We start from the raw sequence: 24,063 nt of genomic DNA on the forward strand, positions 1-24,063 counted from the left end.
GCAACAGCGGCAGCGTCTCCCCGGCCCGACCCAGGTCTTGCAACGCCAACGCCAGGTTGTTCAGCCGGGCGGAGACGACGGGGTGGTCGGGGCCGTAGACCGTCTCGTCGATCGCCAGCGCCTGCTGGAACAGCGGCAGCGCCGCGGCCGACTGGCCGTGTTCTTGCAGGTAGGTTGCGGTCCGGTCACACAGCCAGGACAGGCCGTCGTCGGTGGCATCGGCATCGGTGTGCCCGAGCACGGCGCTGACGTGGGGCAGGTAGACCCGCCATACCGGCCAGGCGTCCGGGTTCCGCGCGATGTCTTCGGGCAGAATGCCGCGCAGCAGCCGGATCAGGGTGCCAACCCGCGCCGTGTGTGCCTCGCCGCTCATGGCCCGGCGGGTCGCGGCCTGCACCAGCCGGTGCACGTCCACCGTGTCCCGGTCACGGCGGGCCAGGCTGTACCCGACCAGCACCCCGACCGTGCGTGCCCACACCGCCGGGTTACCCGCCGCCTCTTTCAGCGGCCCGTCGTCCAGCCCGGCCGGATCGGTGCACAGGCCCAGCGGAATCGTCTCCGGGTCGCATAACGCCCACACCTCCAGCAGCTCCACCGCGGCCGGACACTCGGTCCGCAACCGCCGCATCGACAGCTCCCAGAGCACCGCGACGGTGACCCCCGGCCGATCGGCCACCTCCCCTTCGCCGAGCATGTCGCCGAGCTGATCAGCGAGGAGCCCGGCGTACTCCTCGGGTGGGGTACCGGTCTGGTCGAGATAGCCGGCGGCCTGCTCCACCGCCAACGGCAAATCCCCCAACAGCTCACAGATCCGATCGGCGACTGTCGGCTCCAGCGACGGGAACCGGTCGGTCAGCAGCCGCATCGCATCGACCCGCGGCAGCAGCGGAACGGTGACGGTCGCACCAAGCGCGGTCAACCCCCGCAGCCGCGACGTCACCAGCAGCCGGCCCACCCCCGGCGACGGCCGCAAACCCCTAATCATCATGATCGTGTCGGGATCGTCGGCGTTGTCGAACACCAGCAGCGACCGGGGTGCGCGCGCCCACGCCGCCACTACCGCCGCCGGTTCCGCGTCCACCGGCAGCCCCACCACCGGGGCCAACCCGGCCAGATAGCCGCCGATCAACTCCGGCTGCTCCGCCGGCACCCAGCCCACCCGGTCGAACAACTCGGCATACCGGTGGATGTACTCCACCACCAGCGCGGTCTTTCCCACCCCGCCCATCCCCGCCAACGCGGTTACCGCCACCGACCCCACAACCGCCAGCCGGGCACGCAGCTGGGCGAGCAACGCCTCCCGGCCGACGAAATGCGCCAGCCGGGCCGGCACACCCCACATCGACGGCAGATCCGGCGGGAACACCGGAGCCGCTCCCACCGCCACCCCCGTATCAGCCAGGCCACCGGGGAAGCCCGGTGCCGTAGCCGGCTTACCCCGTCCGTCCGACACCGCCAGTTCGGCTGCCCTCAGCAGCTCCGCCCGCGCCGACGCCTCACCGACCCCGAACACATCGACCGAGACAATTTGCTTCAATAACTCCGGGCGGTCACAATCGGTCACCCGAACCGGCAGTAGCTTACGAGTCTGTCCGGCCGGATCCGCCGCCCACGCCGCCTGCCACTCCGCCGCCCCGTACACTGACCGGGCATATGCCACCGAGAGTACCGCGATCGTCCGCTCCGCCCGTGCCACACCCTCCTGCATCCCTGACACCCAGTTCGACCCCGGCGCGAAATCCCACGCCTGGATCAGCACCCGATAACCCGCCTCTTCCAACGTCCAGGCGATCCACTCCGCCCACACCCGATCCGCTTGGGTGTACGACACGAAGAAGTGTGGATCGCCCCCCGCGTCACCCCCGTCGGTCACCCGACAAGGATGCCACTACCACCCAAAGCAGCAGAAACCGGCCCGAACAACGGGCGCCCGCCGTGCCATTCGCGTGCCAGTAGCAGCGGTCAGCATGTGGTCTGATCTGTGGTCTCTGGCGAGAGCTGGACCGCTGCTGACCTGGTCCGGAGTGCTCCAGAGCAGGTCAGCAGCAGTAGCCGCACAGGTTTCCCAAGCTTGCAACGCGGGTTCGATTCCCGTCGCCCGCTCCACTCCGGGCAAGGTCTGTCAGGCACGGTCTGACCAGGTCGTTCCGCCATGTCGGCCCCCAGGCCAAAGGGTGTGCGACCATGATTTTCCGCGCACCTGGAGACCTCAAGGAGGTTCAGGGCCGAGCCCCCGGGAACCCCGACGTTCCTATGGCTGAGGCCCGTTTTTCCGCTTTCGTGCCCGCCGCGTGCCCGGCGGTCGGCAGCGGCCTGTCCGGTCGATACCCTTGTAATAGGTCGATCGTGTCACGGCTAATCTTGCCAAACTGATCGTAGCGACTACACTGTAGTCGCATGACGAGGAAGGCTCCGACGCCGGTGCGGTTTGAGGCCACCGTGGCCGTACGCCTGCAGGCGTACGTGGCGACGCATCCGGGTCTTTCGCTGTCTTCAGCGGCGAACCGGCTGGTGGATGAAGGGCTGCGGACCACGGAACATCCTGGCATCACTTTCAGGGAGGGGTCGACGGGACGGCGGGCGGGTCTGGTCGGTGGGCCTGACATCTGGGAGGTCGTGCGAGCGGTCCGGTCCGCCCGGGCAGCCGAGCCGGAGCTGGCTGAGCATGCGCTGTTGTCCATGGTTGCGGACAACAGCGGTCTGCCGCTACGGCTGCTCCGCACGGCGCTGCGGTATTGGGCGGCCTACCCGGACGATGTCGACGCTGAGATCACCGCGGCTGATGATGCCGAGCAGGCGGCCGAGCGGGCTTGGCGGCGCGAGCAGGACCTGCTGGCCGGATGAGCAGCCCTCTCCTGCTCGACGAGATGCTCGGGGAGCGGATAGCGGCCCAACTTGTCGGGAGGGGGCACGACGTCCTGTCCGTTGTCTCCGATTTTTCGCTGATCTCGTTGCCTGATGACCAGGTGCTGGCGGAGGCTGCGCGTCAAGGACGCGCGCTGGTTACGCTCAACATCAAGGATTTTCTGCCGCTCGATGCCCAGTACCGGGCTGGCGGACGCTCACACGCCGGTCTCGTTCTCATCGCGACCAAAGCCTTTCCACAGGACCGCGGCTTTGTCGGTGCCGTGGTGAGCGCACTCGACAAGCTGCTCCAGGAGCCAGGTGCCATCATTCCGGATCAGGTCGTGTTTCTACGACGCTGATCGCTGCCGCCGGCGAATCCATGTGGTCAGCGCGTCAGGGCGCCTTTTCATGTGACCATGAGTGACCCGGCGGACGTGAGTGCGTCTCTGGCGGACGCCGGCTACGCCGAAGATCATCGTATGTTTGTCGTTGTGTACGCTTATTCGGCTAAAAATCGTACATAACGACAAGCATATGTCGATCATGGTCTATGGATGGCCGATCTGCGGAGAGAGATCGACGAGGCGCTGGTCCGTCTTCGTGAAAGGAGTTGTCAGGTATTCCATTCGGGTGCGCGATCCGTGATGGTTCTGGTGCAAAGGGTGATGGTACGGTGCCGAATCAGGTTGCAGAGACGGAACCTCCGGGCCGATCACGACCCATGCGAGCACGGGTTGGCGCGAGCGAGGAGCAGAGTGACGTCGTCGTCGAACCCGTTGCCTCGGTCGATGAGACACAGCAAGCGGTTGGCGGTAGTCGGCAGGTCGGCGATGGTGGGCAGGAGGGAAAAGGAAGGCTGCCCGCCGCGTCCGGCCACTGGGGTGGCGGCGTTGGATTCATGGTGGGACCAGTCCTGCCGTGGCCGTGAGCGATGCCGATCGTCGCCGGAGGCTCGGACGAATAGGGACGGGTACAAGTCTGGGGCCGGACTACCAGATCCGCGAGCCGGAACCCGCCAGGCAGCTCGCGTCGGGCTCCGTCAGCCGGTGCACGATCCGTGCAGGATAGATCGTGGAGAGATCCAGTATCAGATGATCTCCTAATTCGCGGACGGTTCCCGGGCGTGTCGTCCGGCGCGTTCCTATCGTCGGGCTCTGTTTCGCCGGAACTGGCCGGGCGGGGTGGGCGGGTCCTGGTTGTGGCGGTACGGTATGGAACGACAGCAGACATTACGCATACCAGGAGACCGCCCCCATGGCAGGCGATGAGTCGTCCGAGCAAGACCTGTGGTCGAGGATCGACACCTCCGTTCCGCATTCCGCCCGGATCTGGAATTATTGGCTGGGCGGCAAGGACTGTTATCCGGTGGACCGGGCCGCCGGCGATGAATACGTCAAGGTCTTCCCGGGTATCGGCGAACTGGCCCGTGCGTCCCGGGGTTTTCTTTCCCGTGCGGTCGCCTACCTGGCCGGTGAGGCGGGTATCCGGCAGTTCCTCGACATCGGCACGGGTCTACCCACGGCCGACAACACCCATGAGGTCGCCCAGCGGGTCGCTCCGGACTCCCGGATCGTCTATGTCGACAACGACCCCCTGGTACTGGTCCACGCCCGCGCGCTGCTGGTCAGCACTCCTGACGGAGTCACGGACTACCTCGACGCCGACCTGCGGGATCCGGACACCATCCTGGCCGGTGCGGCGCGTACGCTGAACTTCGGCCAGCCGGTTGCGCTGATGTTGATGGGGATCCTCGGCCACATCGTCGACGACGACGAGGTGCTGTCCATCGTGAAGCGACTGCTGGACGCCCTGCCATCAGGCAGCTATCTGGCGACCTACGACGGCACCCGCCCGGCCGGCGACACCGGGTTCGACGCAGCCCAGGACGACTACAACGAGACCGGCGCCGTCCCGTACATCCTGCGCACCCCCGAGCAGATCGTCCGCCGTTTCGACGGGCTTGAACTGATCGAACCCGGAGTCGTGTCGCACACCCACTGGCGGCCCGAACCCACTCCGGACGGTAGCCTGCCCGCCCCGGTCGACGGGTACTGCGGCGTCGGTCGGAAGGCCTAGCCCCTACCGGCTGGCCCCGCCAGCGGCATTGCGGGTCCTGGACCAGTGCATGCCCGTGCATTGGTCCAGACTGGTCACCATCAGCGCGGAGTAGTTATTGGCCGCTGCTATATGAGCATTTTACCCACTGTCTGCCTATCAATCCGGATCATCCGTTTCCGGCGCGGCCGTAATGATTCTTTGCTGCGACAGGAATGAGAGGCCCGAACATGGGCATCACGGCGTCTGGGCCGTGAGGAAGTCAAGATCTCAAATGGGCTCCTGAGAACGGTTTTCGGTCAGGCCGCGAGATGGGAGAGCAGCCGTGAGTGCCGCAACAGCACCGGCGCACCGGGACGGCGAACGCGCTGGAGGCGTTCCGTGGTGGCTCGTCCTCGCTGTGGGGATCGCCTGGGCCTTGTTCGCCCTGGCGATGATCCAGTTCGATCTGACGACCGAACGGTCCATCGCGGTACTACTGGGTGTCGTCCTGCTTGTCAGTGCAGTGAGTGAGTTGCTCGCCACGACTGCGACAGCACGGGACTGGCGCTGGTCACACGCCCTGCTCGCGGTGCTCTTTGTAGCCGGTGGCGTGGTCGCGTTGGCCTGGCCGGATCCGACCTTCACGGTGGTGGCCCGGATCGTAGCCTGGTACCTGTTGGGCAAGGGTATTTACGATGTTGTGAACGCCTTCGTCGCGCGCCGCGCCGAGCTTCGCACGACCGAACTTCGCCTGACGGAACTTCGCACGACAGAGCTTCGCGGAACCGCACAGTGGTGGATGCCGCTGATCGTCGGCGCGTTCGAGATCGGGATTGCCTTCTGGGCCGCCGCCTACCCGAACCGCTCCCTCACCCTGCTGGTTCTCTGGGTGAGTCTTGCGGCACTGGCCACCGGGCTGACAAAGATTGCAATGGCTACCCGGATGCGGGGTGTCCGGCGCGAGCTTGCGGCGCTGGACATGTTCCCGTCCACCGGATTTGGCGCCCCCGCAGTTAGCGAAGCCACCCGTACACATGCGCGTACCGAAGCACATGCGCGTACCGAGGCACAAACGCGTACCGAAGCGACCGCGGGAGAAGCCCGCGGCCAGGGGCGCTTCGCCTGAGAGCCGGTGTGCCATCCACTTCCGTGACTGACGTGTGCGCACGGTCAGTTTTCGATGGCGGCGACGGGCGGGTGAGTTCTGCTCTCCGGGGTAACCGGTATCGCCGCGTACCCGCGTAGGACCCGGGTCTGCCGTCGGCGGGGCTCGTCGGCGAACGCCAGCTCCGGATAGCGCTCGAACAGCTTACGAAGGCCGATCTCACCTTCGAGGCGGGCGAGCGCGGCACCGAGGCAGTAGTGGATGCCGTTGGAGAAGGCCAGATGTTCTCGGGCGTTGGCTCGCCGGATGTCGAAAGAGTGGGGATCGGTGAAAATGGCCGGGTCCCGGTTGACGCCGCCGAGAAAGACGGCGACCAGTTGGTTGGCCTGTATCGGAACACCGCAGATCTCGGTGTCCTCGTGCGCGAATCGGGCGGCGATTTGTACTGGTGATTCGTACCGCAGGATCTCCTCGACGGCGTTGGGCCACAGGCCCGGGTCATCGCGCAGGAGCGTCTGTTGCTCGGGGTGACTCAGCAACAGGACGGCGCCGTTTCCGAGCAGGTTGGCGGTTGTCTCGAAGCCTGCTGCGAGCAGTAGTTGTGCGGTCGAGGTCAATTCCGTCTCGTTCAGTCGCTGGCCTTCGTCGACGGCGAGGACCAGCTTGCTGAGCAGATTGTCGCCCGGGTTGCGGCGCAGGCGTTCGAAATGTCCGTGCAGCCAGGTGTTGATATCCCGGAGCGCATTCTCCGCATGCCGGTACTCCGGGTAGGACAGGCCGATGTCGAGACTCGGTGCCGCCGCGGTGCCCCAGGCCAGCAACTGTGCGCGCATATCGGCCGGAATGCCGAGGATTTCGGCTATCACCGTGACCGGCAACAGGCTGGCGTAGCGGCCGACGAGGTCGACCCCGGCCGCGCCCGCCATGTCGTCGAGGAGTTCGTCGGCGGTCTCCTCGATACGTCCACGCAGGTTTTCGATCGCTCGGGGCGTGAACACCTTCGACACGAGTTTGCGATAGCGAGTGTGGTCGGGCGGGTCGACGGCGAGCAACGACGGCGGGTTGAGCGGGCCGTTGACCCTTTCATCGCGGGATGCGGCCCACACCATGCGCAGGAGCCGAGGAAGCGCCGAGCCGTCGAACCCGACCCGGAACTGCTCACCGCGCAGGACGGCAGCCGCGGCTTGGTGGCTGACAGTCATCATTGCCAACCGTCCGGATGTGAAAGCGCCCTGCGAGCGCATCTCGTCGTACAGCGGGAACGGGTCGGCACGAAGCGTCGGATCGGTGAGCAGGAGCGTGTGCTGATCACCCCGACGCTGGGCTGTGCGTATCACGGCCCGCGCCGCGCCGTGCCGGACCGCCCAGCGCATTCTGGTCCCCATTGGTGTACCGCGCATCATCGGCACCGTCCTTTCACCGAAATCGTCCCTCCATCGGACCGCACGGTCGTGCGAATCGAACGATTGAGCTGTGTGAGCGGCGTGCGAAAGCGCGGCGACGTGATCGACGCCGGGTCGCGCGGGCGCTAAGAGTCTGTTTTGAATCTTGGATCGCCCGGACAGAAGATTCAAAACAGGCTCTAAAAGGCACCCGCTAGCAGGACGAGGAGCCCACCGACGGCGACCAGGCTCGCGGCGGCCGCGACTGCGCCGACCGCGGTCGGCGCCGATACGCCGGGCCCACCCGTACCCGCACCGGCGACGGCCTGCCGGTAGCGGAGGAGTCCACGTAACATGATCACTGCACCGGTGGCCAGCCCGAGGATCCCGGGAAGCCCGGCGCCCAGGCGGCCCAACAGGCCCAGGTGACCCAGGTGGCGTGTTGCGTGCACGAGAAACACGCCGACGGCGGCGAAGGAGAGGCCGGTGCGCTGCCAGGCGAGGTAGGTGCGTTCGCTCTGCAGCCCCGGGTCGGGTATCTCGTCGGGGTGCCCGACAGCGGGCCGGGTCATCGACCTGCACCTCCGGAGCTGTACAGGATGGATGCCAGGGCGATCAGGCTCACCAATGTGATCACGATACCCAGCAGGCGGGGTACCTGCGACGGGGGCAGCGGCCGCCCGAGCCGCAGGGCGCGTTCCACGTCCGCCCAGCGCCGGTAGCTGGTCGTGGAGATGACGATGCTCATGATGACGAACGTGACGCCGAGGACGTGACGGCTGCCGGGGAAACCGAAGTCCGGCACGACCTGCACGACCGCGACACCGCCTGCCAACAGCGCCAGCGCGGTTCGGATCCAGGCGAGAAATGTCCGTTCGTTGGCCAGTGTGAAACGGTAGTCCGGCTCCGACCCGACCTGGCGGACGTCGGTGGCGCTCGGCCACTGCCGGCGCAGGCCCAACCGCCACGGCTGGCGCCCTGACGGGCGCACATCCGCGGACGAACGTCCGGTCTCGCACGTCGGTGCCTGCGCGCCAGGCCCGCCGGAGACCGGTGGGCCGCCACCGCGACGATCGTTCACCATGGCTGTCATCCCCGTCCCGCTGCCGTCGGAGAGATCGTCGATGCCGCCTGCCAATGCCCGTCCATCCCAAGCGTCCGTGGCCGGCGCCACCCGGTTGACGCCGGTATCAGCGGATTCGGCGCCGCTGTTCGTCTATGGAAGTCTGCTGTTTCCCGAGGTCGTCCGCATCCTTATCGGCCGTGGCCCCGGCCTGACAGCAGGAGGTCGCCATGGACCATGATCGAACGGATCCGCAGGCTGGAGCGGCCTCGGCCGGACCGGCAGCCGGTGGGTACGGCCCCCGCGCGTTCGTCACCGTGAGCCGTGGCGGCACCGTGGGCCGTAGCTGCTTCACCGTCGACGGCCGCCGGTTCCGCTTCGGTGGCACGAACAACTACTACCTCCACTACAAGGGTCGCCACATGACCGACCGCGTGCTCACGGACGCCCGGTCGATGGGGTTGCGGGTGGTGCGCTGCTGGGGTTTCCTCGACGGTTCCGCGGCCGACGGGGTCGTGCTCCAGCCGGCGCCCTTTACCTATGACGAGGACGGTTTCGCGCACCTGGACCACGCCGTGTTCAGGGCCGGCCAGCTCGGGCTCCGCCTCGTGATCGTGCTGACGAACAACTGGAGTGATTTCGGCGGGATACCGCAGTACGCCACCTGGTTCTCGGCCGAGCACGACGACTTCTTCCGGCGTCGTGACATCAGGAACTGCTATCAGGCCTGGGTAGGGCATGTGATCGGCCGGCGGAACCGGTACACCGGGCTGCGCTACGACGCCGACCCGACAATCATGGCGTGGGAGCTGGCGAACGAGCCTCGCTGCCCGTCCGACGCATCTGGTGACACGCTGGTCGCCTGGGTCGAGGAGATGAGCCGCTATGTGAAGGGACTGGCGCCACGCCAGCTGGTCGCCGTGGGCGATGAGGGCTTCTACGGTCGGGCCGACGAGCCATCCCACCCATATTCCGATCATGAAGGGGTGGCCTGGCGGCGGCTCATCGCATTGCCCGCCGTGGACTACGGTACGTTTCACCTGCATCCGCAACGCTGGGGTGATATGACCCCGGACTGGGGCATTCAGTGGATCCGTGACCATATCCGCGACGCCCGCAGGGCCAAGAAGCCGGCGGTGCTCGAGGAGTTCGGCTGGCGAGCCGACGAAGCGACCCGCAATACGATCTATCGGGCGTGGACGGACGCGGTCGAGCGGTTCGACGGCGACGGGGACAACTTCTGGATCCTCACCGGTCGCAATGACGATGGATCCCACTATGCCGACTATGACGGCCTTCGCGTGGTCAACCCGTCGACTACGGCAGCCCTTCTCGCGGACCATGCCGGGCGGATGTCTGCCGGTCATGAGCGGCCATGAGCGGCCATGAGCGGTCATGAGCCGGCGTGAGAGCCATCCGCAGTAACAGGACGTGAAGACGGCTGCTGGGGGAGCCGCCCATGGCTGGTGGGACGGCCAATGCGACGTGTCCGGTCTTAGGGGCGTATTCTCCGAAGGCCGTGATTGGTCTCACGTTCGGGGGAGTCGGGTGACAACGTCACATCAGTTGGTCATGTACCGGGTATCCCCGCTATTGACCTATCCCGACGAGCCGGGGACGACTCCGCTTCCATCCGAGCCGAGCTGGTCTGAACCCGAGCCGAGCTGGTCTGAACCCGAAACGACTCCGCTTACGTTGCCTCGGGAGCGGCAGGCGGGGGCATGGCGCCCTGGTTACGCCGTGTTCCTGATCGTCTTTTTGATCTTTTCTGCCTTCGGATGGTGGGCCTGGGCCCGCGACTCCGGTTTCGGTTTCCTCGGTTGGATTGCCACCGTGGTCTGGACTGTGCCCATCAGCGGTACGCTCCTGGGCCTGTCCGGCGGTCTGCTCACGACAGCCCGTCTCCGTCGGGACCGAAGGCTGCCGCCTACCGCGGCTATGGTTTACGACCTGCTGGTGGTGGTCGTCCCCACCATCGGGCGGCACGACACCTATCCCGCCCTGGAACGGGCGGTCGCCTCGTTCTGTCGCTATCTACCCGCATACTTCCCGAACCTGCGGGTGGACGTGGTGATCGAGGAGGGGTGCGAGGCCCGCGAACAGATCGCCAGACTAGCTGCGGTGACTGCACGAATCCGGATCATCACGGTACCGCGCGGTTACCGCACGCCCAACGGCACCCGATTCAAAGCCCGCGCGAACCACTACGTCAACGAGGTCCGCTGCGCCGAGGGCGAGGCCCGTGATGACGTGTGGGTGCTGCACATGGACGACGACACCGGTGTCGGTCCCGACACCACCGAGGCCGTGGCCCGGTTCATCAACGCACAGTGGCTGGCTGGCGAGAATGCCCGGCATCTCGCCCAGGGCGTGCTCAGCTATCCCCGGGAACATGCGGTGAACCCGTTGCTCTGGTTGGCCGACGCGGTCCGCCCCGGTTGTGACATCAGCATGTTCGCGGCCACCACCGGTCGTGGCATGCCGCGCGCCGGGCTCCACGGGGAACTCCTGCTGGTGCGAGCCTCCATCGAGGCCGAGATCGGCTGGGACTTCGGCTCCCAGTCCATCGTCGAGGACGCCGAATTCGCGCTGCGTTTCTGTGACCGGTACCCGCGGCGCAGCGACTGGTTCCCGGGCCGCTCCTACGGTGCGTCACCGGCAAGCGTGGCCGACTTCATTCGCCAACGGGAACGGTGGGCGTGGGGCCTGTTCATGCTTTCGGCCAAACGCTCCATCCCGCTGCGCCGCCGGTTACTCCTCCTACACAATGTCATCATATGGGCGTCCGGGCCGATGCAGCATCTCGGTTTGATCATATTGATCGGCACCCTTCTGGGTGATACCGACACATCGCCGGCCAGTGCCGTGGTTCTGCCGATATGGGCGCTCAACATGGCTTACAGCGTCTGGTTGTACTGGGAGGGAATGAAGATTAACGCGCTGGCCTCGGCGCAGATCCGACGGCGGCTGTGGTGGGAGCCTGTCTGCCTAGTGCTTCTCATGCCGGTTTTCTCTCTGCTGGAGGCGGTGGCCGTGCTCCGGGGGCTGGTGCGTTTTCTGCGTAATGGCGAATCGACCTTCACCGTGATCGCGAAGCCGATGTGATTGTCGCGAGCAGGGTGCGCGCTGTGGCGGCGCTGCTTGTCGTACTGGTCGGGCTCACCGTGGCGACCGCTTGTGCATCCGCGTCCGCCGACCGCACTCCCTCGTTCCGGCCGGCCACACTGGCTGCCGCGGCCGGGAATGCGGACGGCCCAGCCGTCGTCCCGGGCCCTCGGATTGCCTTTCCCTGGCGGCCGGGCCGGCCCGAACTCGGCGTACAGGTCTACTGGGATGACAACCCCGACGAGTCCGCTCAGGCAGTGGCTCTCAAGGCGGCGCGGATCGTCGACTACATCGTGGACCTGGATGCCAACGCGATAAGTATTTCCTTTCCGTTCTTCACCGACGCTGTCAGGTCCAGTACGGTTCACGCTGCCCGGGGTACGCCCGCACCGGAACGGCTCGGCATTCTCCTGGACGAGGCGGCGCGGGAGGGACTGCGGATCACCCTGCGCCCGACCCTCGACGAGAAGTCCCTGGTCGCGGCCAATCCACGGGATTGGCGCGGTACCATCAACCCGATCAGCAGGGATGCCTGGTTCGCCTCGTACCGTGGCTTCCTCGCTCCCTATCTGGCGTTGGCTGAACAGCACCACCTCAATACGGTCGTCCTTGGTACCGAACTCAATTCGCTGGAGGGCGACCCACGCTGGGGGAATCTGGCCGCGTATACCCGGACGGTATTCACCGGTGAGATCGCGTACGCGTTCAACTGGGACGTGTTCGTTCGCACCCGGGTTCGGATGCCGGTGGATCGCGTCGGCGTGGACGCCTATCCGGAGCTTCCGCTGGGTGACGACGCCTCGGTGGCGGAGTTGGCCACCGCCTGGAACAGGTGGTTGAACCAGAAGGCGCCTGGCGTCATGCCACAGGTGATGCTGTACGAGGTGGGGGCAGCCGCACAGCCCGGCATCTACCGGCACCCGGCTACTCCGCAGACCGACGGTATGCCCGTGATTCCCGAACTCCAGAAACGCTGGTTTGTCGCCGCCTGCCAGCTGGCCCGCGAACGTGCCCTGGCCGGTCTCTACTGGTGGCGGGTGGATTTTCACGTCAACCCGGCCACTGCGGACCCGTTGCGGGACCGGCACGAGTCATTTGTCGGCCGCCCGGCCGAACAGGCGATCCGGGACTGCTTCTCGGCCTGGGGGGAGGGGAGCTGAGTCCGTCCCCGTCCCCGTCCCGGGCCGTGACCGGCGTGTCCGGCCTAGCGGTGCTCGCCGTGATGCTGGCGAGCACCGGCGGATTCCGGGTAGAGCTGCTGGGCGCGGACCTGCTGCTGGCAGTCGGCGGTTACCTGACGACCCGGGCACTGCTGGACGCCGCGTCGTCCCGGCCGGACGGCCGGATGCAGCTGGGTGTCTGGTACCGCGACCACTTCAAGCATCGGGTTCCGCTCGCGCTGTTCACCCTGGCCGTCACGCTGGGCCTGGCCGCGCTGTTCAGCCCGCCGCAGGAGGCCCGACGGCTCGCGATGGCGGCTGTCGCCGGCCTTGCGCAGCTCGGGAACTGGTTTGACCTCTTCGTGTTGCGGGATCGAATCATCGCCTCGAACGGTGACTGGTACGCGGACCGCCCCGGCCAGATCGACCCGTTGGGGATTTTATGGCTACTGGGTCTTATCGAGCAGTTTGTTCTGCTATGGCCTATATTGCTGGGCTGTATATGGTGGTTTGCCCGGCGGGCCGGTGGACGCTTCACCCGAAGCGACGGTGCGAGGCGCACGGCGTGGCTGACCGCGTTGCCGTGCCTGCTGCTCGCCGGGGTGGCCTGTCTGGTCGGTCCGCTGCGGGCGGCGGCGGGTGCCGACCTCGCCGAGCTGGCACTGGGCAGCCATGTCCGGGCAGCTGAATGGTTGCTGGGCGCCGCCGCGGCCGGGTTGGTCGTGGCGGCGCGGGCCAGGGCAGTGCCGGACGTCCCGGTGCCGGACGTCCCGGATAAGCTCCAGCGGGTCCGACCGGCCCGCGGAGTCTGGTGGGCCACGGTCGGCGGGATGATCGGAATAGCCGTCCTTGTTGCCAGTGCGCTGATCGCCACGGCGCATCCGGCCGACTGGCTACGCGGTGCCGGGCCGAGCGCCGCCGCCGGCGGCGGCGCACTCCTGGTGGCGACCGTCGATCGTCAGGTCGTGTCGTTTCGCCACGGCCCGATCGAGTGGCTGCTCGCCCGCGGCGGACCGGTGGAGCTGGGCCGGATGGCCTATCCACTCCTGCTGCTGCATCTTCCGGTGTTCTGGCTGCTGCGGCAGGCCTTCGCGACGGCACGCCCGGATGCACTGCTCCTTGTCGGCGGTGGGTTCGTGTGGTTTGTCGGCCTACTGCTGCAGGATGGGCTGGTCGGGCGGTTGCGGACGCGCCGCTGGCGGGTGCGATGGGCGCTCCCGGTGCTGCTGCTGGCCTATGCGACGGTCGCGACCAGCAGTACCTGGCTGCCTGCCGCGGCTGAGGGGCGGCTGCGCAACGGGAGGGCGCCGGTGCTGCTGGCGCTCGGCGGGTCGTTTGCTGGCGACCTTGCGGTGACGCTTGGCAGCCACGGCGCTGGCCGGTATTCGGTGGTGGACGGGACGCTGCCGGGGTGCGGGCTGTATCCGGTGGCGCCGCCCGCGGTACCGCTGGCCCGTATCACCGCCGACGCGCAGGTGCCGCCGTCGGCGCCCACCCGTTCGGCGGCATGCACGAACTGGGCCGAGCAGTGGCGCACGCGTATCACCCAAAGCCGCCCGGAGGCCCTGGTGGTGGATCTCAGCGCGGACGCGGCCGCGCGTCTATACCACGGCTCGGTGATTTCGCCGTGCGACGCGGACTATCGCCAGCTCTACCGTAAGGAGCTCGACCATGCTGCCCAGCTGTGGACGGCGCTGGCACCCGGGCGGCCGGTGCTGCTGGCCGATGCCCGTAGCGTCACGGGCGAGGCCGATCCAGCGTCGAGCCGTTGTTTCAATGCGTTGATCATCGAAGCGGTCGCCCGGTATCCCCAGGTGTTGTTGTTGGATGTCGACGCGGCGCTGTGCCAGGCCGGACAGTGCTGGACGCGTACGTCCGCCGGCAGGCCGTTGTATTTCGACGCCGTCCACCTCGCCCCCGCGGGGATGGACAGCCTCGCCCCGTGGCTGGTCGCGGCGGTCGGCAGGGCACTGGCGCCGGGACCGCCAACCGCGGACAACGGGGCTGGTGCCAGTCCGGCGGCTGGCAGCCCGGCTGGTGGAACCGCCACGGTCGACACTCGTCCGGTTGGGAGACGATGACGGCTGTCGCGGTGGTTGTGATTGTCGTGGCGGTTGTGACTGCCATGGTGGGAGACGGATGGATGCCGGCGTGAGTGGACCGAACAATTCTTCCGGGAGCCGGCAGGAGTCCTCCGGGAACCCGTATGAGCCGCTGCTGCCCGAGGACCCGCGGATGATCGGCCCATACCGGATCATGGGTCGGCTGGGCTCCGGCGGGATGGGTCGGGTGTACCTGGGCCAGTCCCGATCGGGCCTGCTCGTCGCCGTCAAGACGGTACGGACCGACATGGTGGGTGCGCCGGGTTTCCGGGCGCGGTTCGCACGGGAGGCGGCGGCGGCCCGGCAGGTCAGCGGCGTGTTCACGGCCGCCGTGGTGGATGCCGACGCGGCTGCGGCGATGCCGTGGTTGGCCACCGCCTACGTGGCCGCGCCATCCCTGCATCTGCTGGTGCGCCGGGTCGGTCCGCTGCCGGTCCGCGCGGTGTTCTGGCTCGCGGCCGGGATCGCCGAGGCGCTGGAATCCATCCACCGGGTGGGGCTGATCCACCGTGACCTGAAACCGTCGAACGTGCTGGTGACCAAGGACAATCCCAAGGTCATCGACTTCGGTCTGGTCAGGACGGTGGACACCAGCACGCAGCTCACCCAGGCCGTGATCGGAACGCCCCAGTACATGTCCCCGGAACAGGCGCTGGACACCTCGTCGGTGACCCCCGCCACCGACGTGTACTCCCTTGGCGCCACCTTGCTGTACGCGGCGACGGGCCGCCTGCCCTACCTGGGCGACACGCCGGTGAACGTGCTGGCCCAGCTGCTCACCGACCCGCCGGATCTCAGCGGGGTGCCCGCGGCGCTCACCGAGCTGATTCGCCGGTGCACGCAACGGGATCCGGCGGCGCGGCCCACTACGAATCAGCTACTGGAGGAGATCGCTGGAACCTGGCTGCGGGCACCGGGCGGTGTCGGCGCCGAGCAGTGGTTGCCGCGGGTCGGGTACGAGCTGGTGGAGGCCTATGAGCGGCGGCACAGCCCCCGCCCATCTGATGCGACGTTCGGACCGGCGGAGGTCCGGTCCCGGTCAGCCCGCGAGTCGCAGGCGGTGACCTCCACCCCGTCTCCGCAGCTGGCTCCCCTGATCGCGGCGACCCCGCCGCTCCCAGCGGCGGAGATCCTGCCCCCGGCCCGCGACGGCGACAGCGGGGGCGGTGCGGCCGATCGACGCGAATCCGCGCGGGTGTCCCGGCGAACCATGCTGCGGGCGACCGGGGCCGCGGCGGCGGCGGTGGGTGCGGTGGGTGTGGTCGGCGCGGGGGTCTGGGGGGCGGTGCGTCTGGTCGGCGGGAGCACGGACAGCGCTGGCCCCCGGCCGTGGGCATTCGCCTGCCGGGATCAGGTGTTCTCCTCCCCGGCGGTCGTCGACGGAGCCGTCTACATCGGCAGCAACGACGCCCACCTGTACGCCATCGATGCCGTGACCGGGCAGCCGCGCTGGCGCTATCAGACCGGTGGTTCGGTGACGTCATCCCCGGCGGTCGCCGACGGCTTGGTGTACGTCGGGTGCAACGACTCCCAGCTGTATGCGGTGAACGCCGCGACCGGTCAGCCCGTCTGGACGTTCCGCACCGGTGGCGTGATGCACTCGTCCCCGGCCGTGGCCGACGGTGTGGTCTACATCGGCTGCCGGGACCATAACCTCTATGCGGTGGACGCGACAACGGGCACCGAACGCTGGCGTTTCACCGGTGGCGACTGGTTCAACTCCTCCCCCACCGTGTATGGCGGCGGGGTTTACATCGGCTGCCGGGACAAGAACATCTACGCGCTGGACATCGCCACCGGACGCCCACGCTGGCACTTCACCACGGCCAGCACCGTGGACTCCTCACCCGCGGTGTCGGGCGAAACACTGTGGATCGGCGCGGACGACCACAACGTCTACGCCCTGAACACCGTGACCGGAACACTGAACTGGCAGTTCACGGCTGACAACGGGGTGGTCTCGACGCCGTTGCTGGTCGAGCGGGTGGTCTACGTGGGAAGCGATGACGGCAACCTCTACGCGCTGGACGCCAGCACCGGTCGGTCCCGCTGGCGGTTCTCCACCGACAACGGCATCCGCTCCTCACCGGCCGTGGCGAACGACCTGGTCTATGTGGGTAGTCGCGACCGCTATGTCTATGCCGTGGAAGCTGTCACCGGGAAACTCCGGTGGCGGTACGCCACCGGAGCGCCGGTGGACGACTCGTCGCCGGCCGTCGTGAACGGCCTGGTCTACATCGGCAGCCTGGACTCCCGGGTCTACGCCTTGAACGCGGCGACCGGCGCCGGGCCCTGAGAGTGGCCGGGAGTCCGGACAGCACCGGGACGGCGCGCGCCGCGGATCAGTCGCGATTTCCGGTCAGTTCGACTTCCGGCCGGTCCGGTGCAGGCTGCGGATCAGGCTGGTGATCAGGACGCCAACCGGCGATGATGGCGCGGTTGTAGAAGTTCCGGTACTCGCGGACGGACGAACCGTCGGGCTTCACCCACAGTGTCTTGGCCGGCCGTCTCATCCATTTCAGGACTTCCAGGTCGACATGCACGTTCCAGGCTATGACACGCCAGATCGCCCGGGTGAGCAGCCAGTTCAACGGGCTGTGGAACGGTGTCGTGCCGACCTTGCGGACGGCGATCCGCCAGGAGAGGATCGAGACGTTCTCCCGGACCGGAGTGGCACCGAGCAGAACTGTCAGCAGGGGCGAGTCACGATTGATGGTGGCGTTTTTCTGCGCTCGGTAGACGGCGATGCAGGGCCCCGCCATCTCGATGAAGGCATGGGGCTTGAAGAACCGCTGGACGTTGACCCCGTCCGTCCCCGGCGCCGGTCGCAGCTGGAACTCGAAACGGTCTCCTTCGTTGGCGGTGACGATGTATTCGAGCTGCCCGGCCGCCTTGTGGTTGTGTGGAAAATGATACGAGTCGGCGACGTGTTCGAACATCGGCAACGGATCGCTCCGCCCGATGTGGATCTCCCCTTTGACATTCGTGTATCGGGATGAGTCGAATGACGCGACGTCGAGGAACTCCCGGGCCGGCTCCGGGCCGTACCAGAACCAGATGTTCCCCACCCGCTCCAGGACCGGGATCGTGGGCTGACGTGCTCGCGGCGGATCCCGGTCCGCCGCGGAGTACCGGCGCTCGATCATCACCACCGCGCCGTCCTGGTCGCGGAAAAGCGCGTACCGGCGGGACATGAACTCAACGGGTACCACCTGCCCCGGGGCGAGATCCTCACTGAAACGCGCGAAGTACCAGCCGATCGGGTAGTCGGTCCGCTGTTCACCGGACACGGGTCGGGATTGGATGAGCTGTCGATCATGGTCTTTGAGTCGTTGCCACCGCAACGCTGTCACGGGTCCTCCTGAACCTATTGGGCCGCCGGCGACGCGGAGGAGCAATGATCGCGTCGCCTTTGGCCGGCTGGACGCTGGGATGCCGCCGGCCGAGTTCGAGTGACGGCCGACCGGGAGAATTCTATTGCGAGCCGACGGAGGCCGGGCGGAATCTCCGGTGCACGATCTTCGGATCCATCCGCCGGAGCAACAGCGCCGTAAGGATCACCGCGAGGATGCCGAGAGTCAGGCACGCGAGGACGTCGGTGAGGTAGACGGTCGCCGTATGTGCCCACTGCGGGTCGGCAATGCTGTCCGGATTCAACTGCGGGTCTCCTCGTTTCTGCACCTTGTTGAGATCGGCGGCCGAGGCGACCGCCGCGAAACCCCACCGGGCGGGCGCGAGGGCACTGATCTCCTCCAGCCCTCGTTTGCCGTGCACCGCGACGAGCCCGCCGCTGAACATGACCTGTGACATGGTGATGAGCACAAGCAGTGGCATGGCCTTGTCCGAGTTGTCCACCAGTGCCGAGATCACCAGGCCGATCATTGCGGACGACAGTGAGATCACGGTGACCGCGACGATGAGTTCCAGCAGCGGGGAGCCGAGGACCACCGCGTGGCGTGGTTCATGACCGAGGATACCGATCGTCGTGAACACGACACTCTGCACCGCGGTGACCATCGTGAGAACGACGACCTTCGCCGCGAGATAGGCGGTTCTGGATAATCCGATGGCCCGTTCCCGCCGGTAGATCGCCCGTTCCTTGACGATCTCTCGGACCGAATTGGCCATCCCCATGAAACAGGCGCACAGCACCATCACCAGAAGTATCAGCGGCGCGTCCTGATTCGGCCGGTTGGGAAGCACGTCCAGGTTGCGTCCCACCACCCGGGGCATGATGCCCAGCAGGAACGGAAAAGCGATGACGAGCCCGAGATACGAGCGGTCGGAGGCGATGACACTCAGCATGCGGCGGCTGAGAGTTATTGTCTGGAACAGAACCGACTGCTGGCGGACGCTTGGCAGCTCCGCCGGCACAGGTCGGGCGGGCGGCGCGGTGACCGATGCCGGTACGTAGAAGCGCGAATCCCGGAAATGGTCTGCCAGGACCTCTCCGGGCGTTTCCTCCAGCATTTCGAAGACGTCGGCCCAGACGCTCTTCCCGAGAAACGACAGAGCATACCGCGGCGGGCCAAAATAGGCGATATACCCGCCCTTCGCGAGTACCAGAATATAATCGCAGACATCAAGCTGCGCGACGCTGTGGGTCACGACGACGACCGTTCGCCCGTCATCGGCCAGCCCCCGCAGAGAGCCCATCACGTTCTTGTCCAGACCTGGATCAAGACCGGACGTCGGTTCGTCCAGGAACAACAGCGTGGGCCGGGTCAGGAGTTCAAGCGCCACGCTGGTGCGCTTTCGTTGGCCGCCGGAGAGCTTCTGTACCGGTAGGCCCGCCCGATGCGTCAGACCCAGTTCGGCCAGGACCTCGTCCGCCCGCGCCCGCCGCTCCGCCCTCGTGGTATCCGGCGGGAAGCGCAGTTCCGCCCCGTAATCAAGCGCTTTGCGCACGGTCAGTGTCGTGTGCAGCAGGTCGTCCTGCGGGACATGACCGATCCGGCGACGCAGTTCATCGTACTCGTTGTACATGTCCCGGCCGGCATAGCGGACCGTTCCCTGATCCGCCGGTCGGAATCCGGTCAGTGCGTTCAACAACGTCGACTTACCGGCTCCGCTCGGACCGATGACGGCCAACAGCGCCTGACCCGGCAGCCGGAAACTCACCGAATGCAGGATCTGCGTATCACCGACGAACACGCTCAGCCCGTCGGCCTCGAAGGTGACATCACCGGAGTCCAGGTACTCGACCAGCTGGTCACCCTCGACCTGGAAGAGATGATGTCCCACGGCAATCACGTCACGCTGGGCGAGAACTGCCCTGGTGACGCGGGAACCGTTGACGAATGTCCCGTTCGCCGACCCCAGGTCGACGATCTCAACCCCGCTGTCGCCGATCAGGAGCTCGGCGTGCCACCGGGATGCGAGCAGGTCTCCCACCGTGATGTCGTTACCCCCGGACCGCCCGATCGACAACGTTCCACGAAACAGTCGATGGACGTTGCGGCGTTCGTGCGCACCCTCCAGGCTGTCCACCTGAAGAAAATCGTCGGGGTGGCCGAGGTGGTCAGAGCGCGGAAGTTTCGGACCGGGCTCATAACCCGCGGCGTCCGGCCGCAGGGTCAGCAGCTGCGAGTGCGGATCCCGATCCGCACCGCCGACCTCGGGGGAGTCCGCGGGAACGGGTAGGACGGGAACGGGAACGGGCAGAACAGTGAGCTCGGGGCCGGTCGGCGTGCCCAGGCGCAGCCGAATCTCACGTTCCACAGCTACCCGCCGCACCCGCTGACCGCCCAGCCAGGTGCCGTTGGAGCTCACATCACGAACCGTCCAACCCTGAGCGTCCGGTTCGATTACCAGATGCTCACGCGAAACCCGGGCATCCGCCAAGACAAGATCGGCGTCCCGGCCGCGTCCGACGACAAAGGGTCGACCGGTCGGCACGGTCGCCTCATGACTTCCGCTGACGAGTCTCAGCGTCACAGGCACGTCCTACCCCTTCGGAACCATGCGTTGAAAACGTGTCGGGAATCCGCCGACGGAGCACCGCCCGTGCTCGCCGGGGGGCATGGGCCGGCCGCGGTGTCAGCCATCGGCCGGTGGCGGGCTGTGCATCGCGATCGCCTCCTCCAGGACGCGGATCAGATCCATCCAGCCGTGGAACTCCGCGATGCGCTCGTCGTCGAAACGGATGCGCCCGTCGATACGGTCGGTGGTGACCGGGGCCAGTTCCATGACGAGCCGCACGGTTACCGCGGCAGTCTCGCCACCTTCGGTGTCGTCCATCACGGAATGCCATCACCCTCCGCCTTGCACCCGGAGCCGACATGGTTGACGGTAGCCGTATTACGCAATGGTGTCCCCGGGGATTTCCCCAGGTTTTCGTCATCCGGCGTGCAGATACGCGGCCAGCTGGGTGCGAGACCGGACGCCGAGCTTCGCGTACACGTTTCCGAGGTGGTATTCGATGGTCTTGACGCTGCGCACCAGCTCGGCGGCGATCTCGCGGTTGGACAGACCTGTACAGACCAGCTGGGTCACCGTCCGCTCCTGCGGGGTGAGAGAACCGACCGGATCGGTGCCCCGGGGCTGTGCCGGCGCCTGCCCGCAGGCGGCGAGTTCGCGGTCGCAACGGAGCAGGTAGGGCCGCGCGCCGAGTGCCTCGAACCGTGCCTGAGCCGCGCTGAGGGCGGCCGTGGCCTCGTCTGACCGACCGGACCGGCGCAGGAAGACGCCGTGCCCCAGCTCGAGGAGCGCCCGTTCGAACGGGATCGGCTGGTCCACCGCCAGTGCCAGACCGTCGCGGTAGGCATCCTCGGCGGCTGCCGGCCGCCGTCGTGCGATCTCGATGGCCGCCCGTGCCCGGGCGCAGGACACCAGCGCCGAACGGTGCTTCTCCGCGGCGGCGGCCTCCTCGAGCGGGTGCAGACTCCTGTCGGCATCGCCGGGGCGGCCCAGGCCGGCCAGCGCCTCGGCGTGCATCGGTCGCCACGCCATCCAGGCCGGCTCGGGCGCGGCCATCTCCGTGATGGTGGTGAAGAAACCCAGCGCGGCCAGAACGCCTTCGGCGTCCCCTGCGGCATGCGCGAGTTTGGCGCGCGTGGCGGCGGCGAGCCCCTGCGTGGCGTGGTCCGGCGGCCATCCCGGGTTGTCCAGAATCTTCAGGTGTTCGGCGGCCGCCGCAAGGCCCCGGCCCGCCAGCGGCGCCGCGGCGACCGCATGGCACAGCGGCAGCATCCAGTGCTGTTCGGCGTCGCCGGCGATCGATGCGGCGAGCTCGGCGTGCAGGACCGCGTCGTCCCATGCTCCGAGTCGGTACTCGGTATCGGAGAGGAAGGCGAGCGCCCCGAGTGCGTAACCCACCGATCCGTGCTGGCGGTAGGCGGTGGCGGTGACGGTGAACGCCTCCCGCGCCGCTTCCAGTCGGTCGGACGCCAGCAGGACATACCCCCGCCCGAACAACCCGTCTCGTTGCCTGGCGTAGGGCTCCGGCACGGATGCCGCGAGTTCCCGGGCCGTGTCGAACTGGCCGGATCCGATCAGCGCGCTGATCTGTATGTCGATCAGCTGCCACGGCCGGACCGCCGGTGTCCCCGCCATGCCCATGGCGCGGGACCCCCAGATCGCGGCCTCGCGGTTGAGGCCCTGGAACGACAGCGTCAGCGCCGTCTGTTCGGCTATCGTGCGCGCGAAGGCAGGGTCCGCCGCGGGGTCGACCGCGGTCCATGCGGCGCGTAGGTAGGCGGTGGACTCCTTGTAGGCGCCCTGTACGAGCGCGAGGCGTCCCGCCAGGTAGTTGCGCCGCGCCGGATCCTCGATGACTCCGGCGTGGTCGGTCTGGCGACCCGCGCGGGCCAGTTCGCCCGCGTAGAGCAGGAAGTCGACGGCATCGACGAACAACCGTTCCTGGGTGGGCCGATCCGGGGTCAGCCGTGCCGCGTCCAGCATCAGGTCGCCGGCGGCGGCCCACCGGGCCTCGACGGCCAGGCGCTCCGCCGCGACGGTGATTTCGGCCGCGAGGTCCGGATCGGGAACGATCGTCGCCGTTATCCGGTGGCGCAGCCGGGCCCTGTCGTCATGGGCCAGCTGCGCGGCTCGCAGGTGCAGGGCCGACCGGTGCGCCGGTCCAAGATCATGATAGATTGCCGACCGTACGAGCGGATGGGCGAAGGCGATCCGGTGTTCCAGCCTGGTGGTCTCCTCGATCAGCAGCGACGAGGCGACCGCCTGCTCGAGCGCGGGCAGCGGCGCCCTGATCTCCGCGAGCCTGGCCGCGTCCACCAGCTGGCAGGACCGACCGAGCACCGCCGCCGCCATGGTGAGCGAGCGACCTTCGGGCGCGCACTGAGCCAGCCGGCCGAGCACGACCAGCGTGAACGAGCGTGGCGCCGGTAACGGTTCGGCGTCGTTGTCCAGCGCGTCCGAGGAAAGCTCTTCCAGCAACGCGCGGGCGTGCAGCGGATTGCCGTCGGTCAACTGGAAGATACGTTCGGCCGCGTGGGTCGACATCGGGCTGCCGGACACCAGCCGAGACAGTTCGCGCAGGTCAGACGGGTCCAGCCCGCGCACGCGCAGTGGCGTTCCCCGTTCGGCGAGAAAACGCAGCAACCCGTCGGTGAGTGCCACCGCGGGTGTGGTCGGCATGACCAGCAGACATAGAATGGAGTCTGAGCGCAGCCGGCGTAAAGCGAACGCCAGAGCCCGCTGGGAAGCGGTGTCGGCCCATTGAATGTCGTCGATGACGATGACCAGGGTTGCGCACTCGGTGAGCATCTGGCCGGCCAGCGCCACCAGGGCGGCTCCCACCCGCAGCGGGTCCTGCGCGCTGCCGTCCGACGCGGTGAGATTCGGCGCTACGAGCGGTTCGTCGACACCGCTGAGGAGCTGGGCGATGGTTGCGAAGGCCAGCGTCGACTCGGCCTCGTCGCCGCTGGCGACCAGCGTTCGCGTGTCGTCGGCGAGCCCCTCGAGGAACCGGCGTACGAGCGTGGTCTTGCCGACACCCTGCTCGCCGGTTACCGCGACAACCGTGAGCGCACCGTTCCGCGCGTCCGCCAACCTGGCACCGAGGAAGCTCAGCTCCGATTGTCGCGCGACAAATCCGTCGGGATGGCCGAGATTGTCATTGACGGCGCTACCGGGCCCGCCCCCACTCATGTTTCACGCCCATCCGCCGGGTGACATTGGCAGTCCACTCCAGGGGATGATATTCACCGGCGCCACGCCGCCACCCGGGGAGTCATCTATCCGACGCGGTGCGGGTCCGGCGGGGCTGGCGGGGCTGGCGGGCGGCTCGCCCACCGGCCGC

General features: G+C 67.5%; 17 protein-coding genes. 9 read left to right on the plus strand and 8 right to left on the minus strand.

The annotated features are described in order from the left end of the window. A partial coding sequence (locus tag U9979_RS15980; protein WP_322780007.1) for a TIR domain-containing protein occupies positions 1–1,873 on the minus strand: 1,873 nt, incomplete at its 3' end. Positions 1,874–2,439: 566 nt separating this feature from the next. On the opposite strand from U9979_RS15980, the gene U9979_RS15985 reads away from it, so the two are divergent. The 4 genes from U9979_RS15985 (at position 2,440) to U9979_RS16000 (ending at position 6,010) form a co-directional block, all read left to right on the plus strand. Beyond that, positions 2,440–2,844 carry a hypothetical protein gene (locus U9979_RS15985; protein WP_322780008.1) on the plus strand — a complete coding sequence of 135 codons (405 nt, stop codon included), beginning with the start codon at positions 2,440–2,442 and terminating at the stop codon, positions 2,842–2,844. Continuing rightward, positions 2,841–3,206: a DUF5615 family PIN-like protein gene (locus U9979_RS15990; protein ID WP_322780009.1), complete on the plus strand. Its 366-nt coding sequence runs from the start codon at positions 2,841–2,843 to the stop codon at positions 3,204–3,206. The genes U9979_RS15985 and U9979_RS15990 overlap by 4 nt, the downstream gene beginning before the upstream one ends. A gap of 895 nt (positions 3,207–4,101) precedes the next feature. Further along, on the plus strand, positions 4,102–4,923 hold the full coding sequence (locus tag U9979_RS15995; RefSeq protein ID WP_322780010.1) for an SAM-dependent methyltransferase: 822 nt from the start codon (positions 4,102–4,104) through the stop codon (positions 4,921–4,923). A 304-nt stretch (positions 4,924–5,227) separates the two neighbouring features. Next, the gene (locus U9979_RS16000) at positions 5,228–6,010 is read left to right on the plus strand and encodes a DUF308 domain-containing protein (protein ID WP_322780011.1); all 783 of its coding nucleotides are present in this window, start codon (positions 5,228–5,230) and stop codon (positions 6,008–6,010) included. A 44-nt stretch (positions 6,011–6,054) separates the two neighbouring features. Here the strand turns inward: U9979_RS16000 and U9979_RS16005 are convergent, their stop codons facing one another. The 3 genes from U9979_RS16005 to U9979_RS16015 all read right to left on the minus strand — a co-directional run bounded on the left by U9979_RS16005 (position 6,055) and on the right by U9979_RS16015 (position 8,509). Then, the gene (locus U9979_RS16005) at positions 6,055–7,374 is read right to left on the minus strand and encodes a cytochrome P450 (RefSeq protein WP_322780012.1); all 1,320 of its coding nucleotides are present in this window, start codon (positions 7,372–7,374) and stop codon (positions 6,055–6,057) included. Positions 7,375–7,571: 197 nt separating this feature from the next. Continuing rightward, positions 7,572–7,943 carry a DUF202 domain-containing protein gene (locus U9979_RS16010; protein ID WP_322780013.1) on the minus strand — a complete coding sequence of 124 codons (372 nt, stop codon included), beginning with the start codon at positions 7,941–7,943 and terminating at the stop codon, positions 7,572–7,574. Then, positions 7,940–8,509: a YidH family protein gene (locus U9979_RS16015; protein WP_322780014.1), complete on the minus strand. Its 570-nt coding sequence runs from the start codon at positions 8,507–8,509 to the stop codon at positions 7,940–7,942. The genes U9979_RS16010 and U9979_RS16015 overlap by 4 nt, the downstream gene beginning before the upstream one ends. Before the next feature lie 155 nt (positions 8,510–8,664). On the opposite strand from U9979_RS16015, the gene U9979_RS16020 reads away from it, so the two are divergent. From U9979_RS16020 to U9979_RS16040, 5 genes are all read left to right on the plus strand, one after another. Continuing rightward, entirely contained in the window at positions 8,665–9,813 is a 1,149-nt protein-coding gene (locus tag U9979_RS16020) for a glycoside hydrolase 5 family protein (RefSeq protein WP_322780015.1), read from the plus strand. A gap of 361 nt (positions 9,814–10,174) precedes the next feature. Then, positions 10,175–11,539 (plus strand): glycosyltransferase family 2 protein, encoded by a 1,365-nt coding sequence (locus U9979_RS16025; protein ID WP_322780016.1) that lies wholly within the window; start codon positions 10,175–10,177, stop codon positions 11,537–11,539. After that, the gene (locus U9979_RS16030) at positions 11,536–12,699 is read left to right on the plus strand and encodes a glycoside hydrolase family 113 (RefSeq protein ID WP_322780017.1); all 1,164 of its coding nucleotides are present in this window, start codon (positions 11,536–11,538) and stop codon (positions 12,697–12,699) included. The genes U9979_RS16025 and U9979_RS16030 overlap by 4 nt, the downstream gene beginning before the upstream one ends. A gap of 35 nt (positions 12,700–12,734) precedes the next feature. Further along, positions 12,735–14,780 carry an SGNH hydrolase domain-containing protein gene (locus tag U9979_RS16035; protein ID WP_322780018.1) on the plus strand — a complete coding sequence of 682 codons (2,046 nt, stop codon included), beginning with the start codon at positions 12,735–12,737 and terminating at the stop codon, positions 14,778–14,780. Positions 14,781–14,850: 70 nt separating this feature from the next. Further along, a complete protein-coding gene (locus U9979_RS16040) occupies positions 14,851–17,097 on the plus strand; it encodes a serine/threonine-protein kinase (RefSeq protein ID WP_322780019.1) in 2,247 nt (748 codons plus the stop codon). A gap of 46 nt (positions 17,098–17,143) precedes the next feature. Here U9979_RS16040 and U9979_RS16045 read toward each other — a convergent pair whose 3' ends face one another. From U9979_RS16045 to U9979_RS16060, 4 genes are all read right to left on the minus strand, one after another. Beyond that, the gene (locus U9979_RS16045; RefSeq protein WP_322749240.1) at positions 17,144–18,154 is read right to left on the minus strand and encodes a Rieske (2Fe-2S) protein; all 1,011 of its coding nucleotides are present in this window, start codon (positions 18,152–18,154) and stop codon (positions 17,144–17,146) included. Between the two features lie 121 nt (positions 18,155–18,275). Continuing rightward, positions 18,276–20,744, minus strand: a complete 2,469-nt coding sequence (locus U9979_RS16050; RefSeq protein ID WP_322780020.1) for an ATP-binding cassette domain-containing protein — start codon at positions 20,742–20,744, stop codon at positions 18,276–18,278. Positions 20,745–20,840: 96 nt separating this feature from the next. After that, positions 20,841–21,041, minus strand: coding sequence for a hypothetical protein (locus U9979_RS16055; protein WP_322780021.1), 201 nt, complete (start codon positions 21,039–21,041; stop codon positions 20,841–20,843). 99 nt (positions 21,042–21,140) lie between these two features. Continuing rightward, positions 21,141–23,912: a helix-turn-helix transcriptional regulator gene (locus U9979_RS16060; protein WP_322780022.1), complete on the minus strand. Its 2,772-nt coding sequence runs from the start codon at positions 23,910–23,912 to the stop codon at positions 21,141–21,143. Positions 23,913–24,063 lie beyond the last annotated feature (151 nt).

This window comes from Protofrankia sp. Cas4, assembly GCF_963555915.1.
Classification (GTDB): Bacteria; Actinomycetota; Actinomycetes; order Frankiales; family Frankiaceae; genus Protofrankia.

Bases quoted from the DNA above. Each gene is read 5' to 3' on its own strand.
- U9979_RS15995 (WP_322780010.1), top strand. From the start codon at position 4,102: ATGGCAGGCGATGAGTCGTCCGAGCAAGACCTGTGGTCGAGGATCGAC.
- U9979_RS16055 (WP_322780021.1), bottom strand. From the start codon at position 21,041: ATGGACGACACCGAAGGTGGCGAGACTGCCGCGGTAACCGTGCGGCTC.
- U9979_RS16010 (WP_322780013.1), bottom strand. From the start codon at position 7,943: ATGACCCGGCCCGCTGTCGGGCACCCCGACGAGATACCCGACCCGGGG.
- U9979_RS16005 (WP_322780012.1), bottom strand. From the start codon at position 7,374: ATGGGGACCAGAATGCGCTGGGCGGTCCGGCACGGCGCGGCGCGGGCC.
- U9979_RS15990 (WP_322780009.1), top strand. From the start codon at position 2,841: ATGAGCAGCCCTCTCCTGCTCGACGAGATGCTCGGGGAGCGGATAGCG.
- U9979_RS16060 (WP_322780022.1), bottom strand. From the start codon at position 23,912: ATGAGTGGGGGCGGGCCCGGTAGCGCCGTCAATGACAATCTCGGCCAT.
- U9979_RS16020 (WP_322780015.1), top strand. From the start codon at position 8,665: ATGGACCATGATCGAACGGATCCGCAGGCTGGAGCGGCCTCGGCCGGA.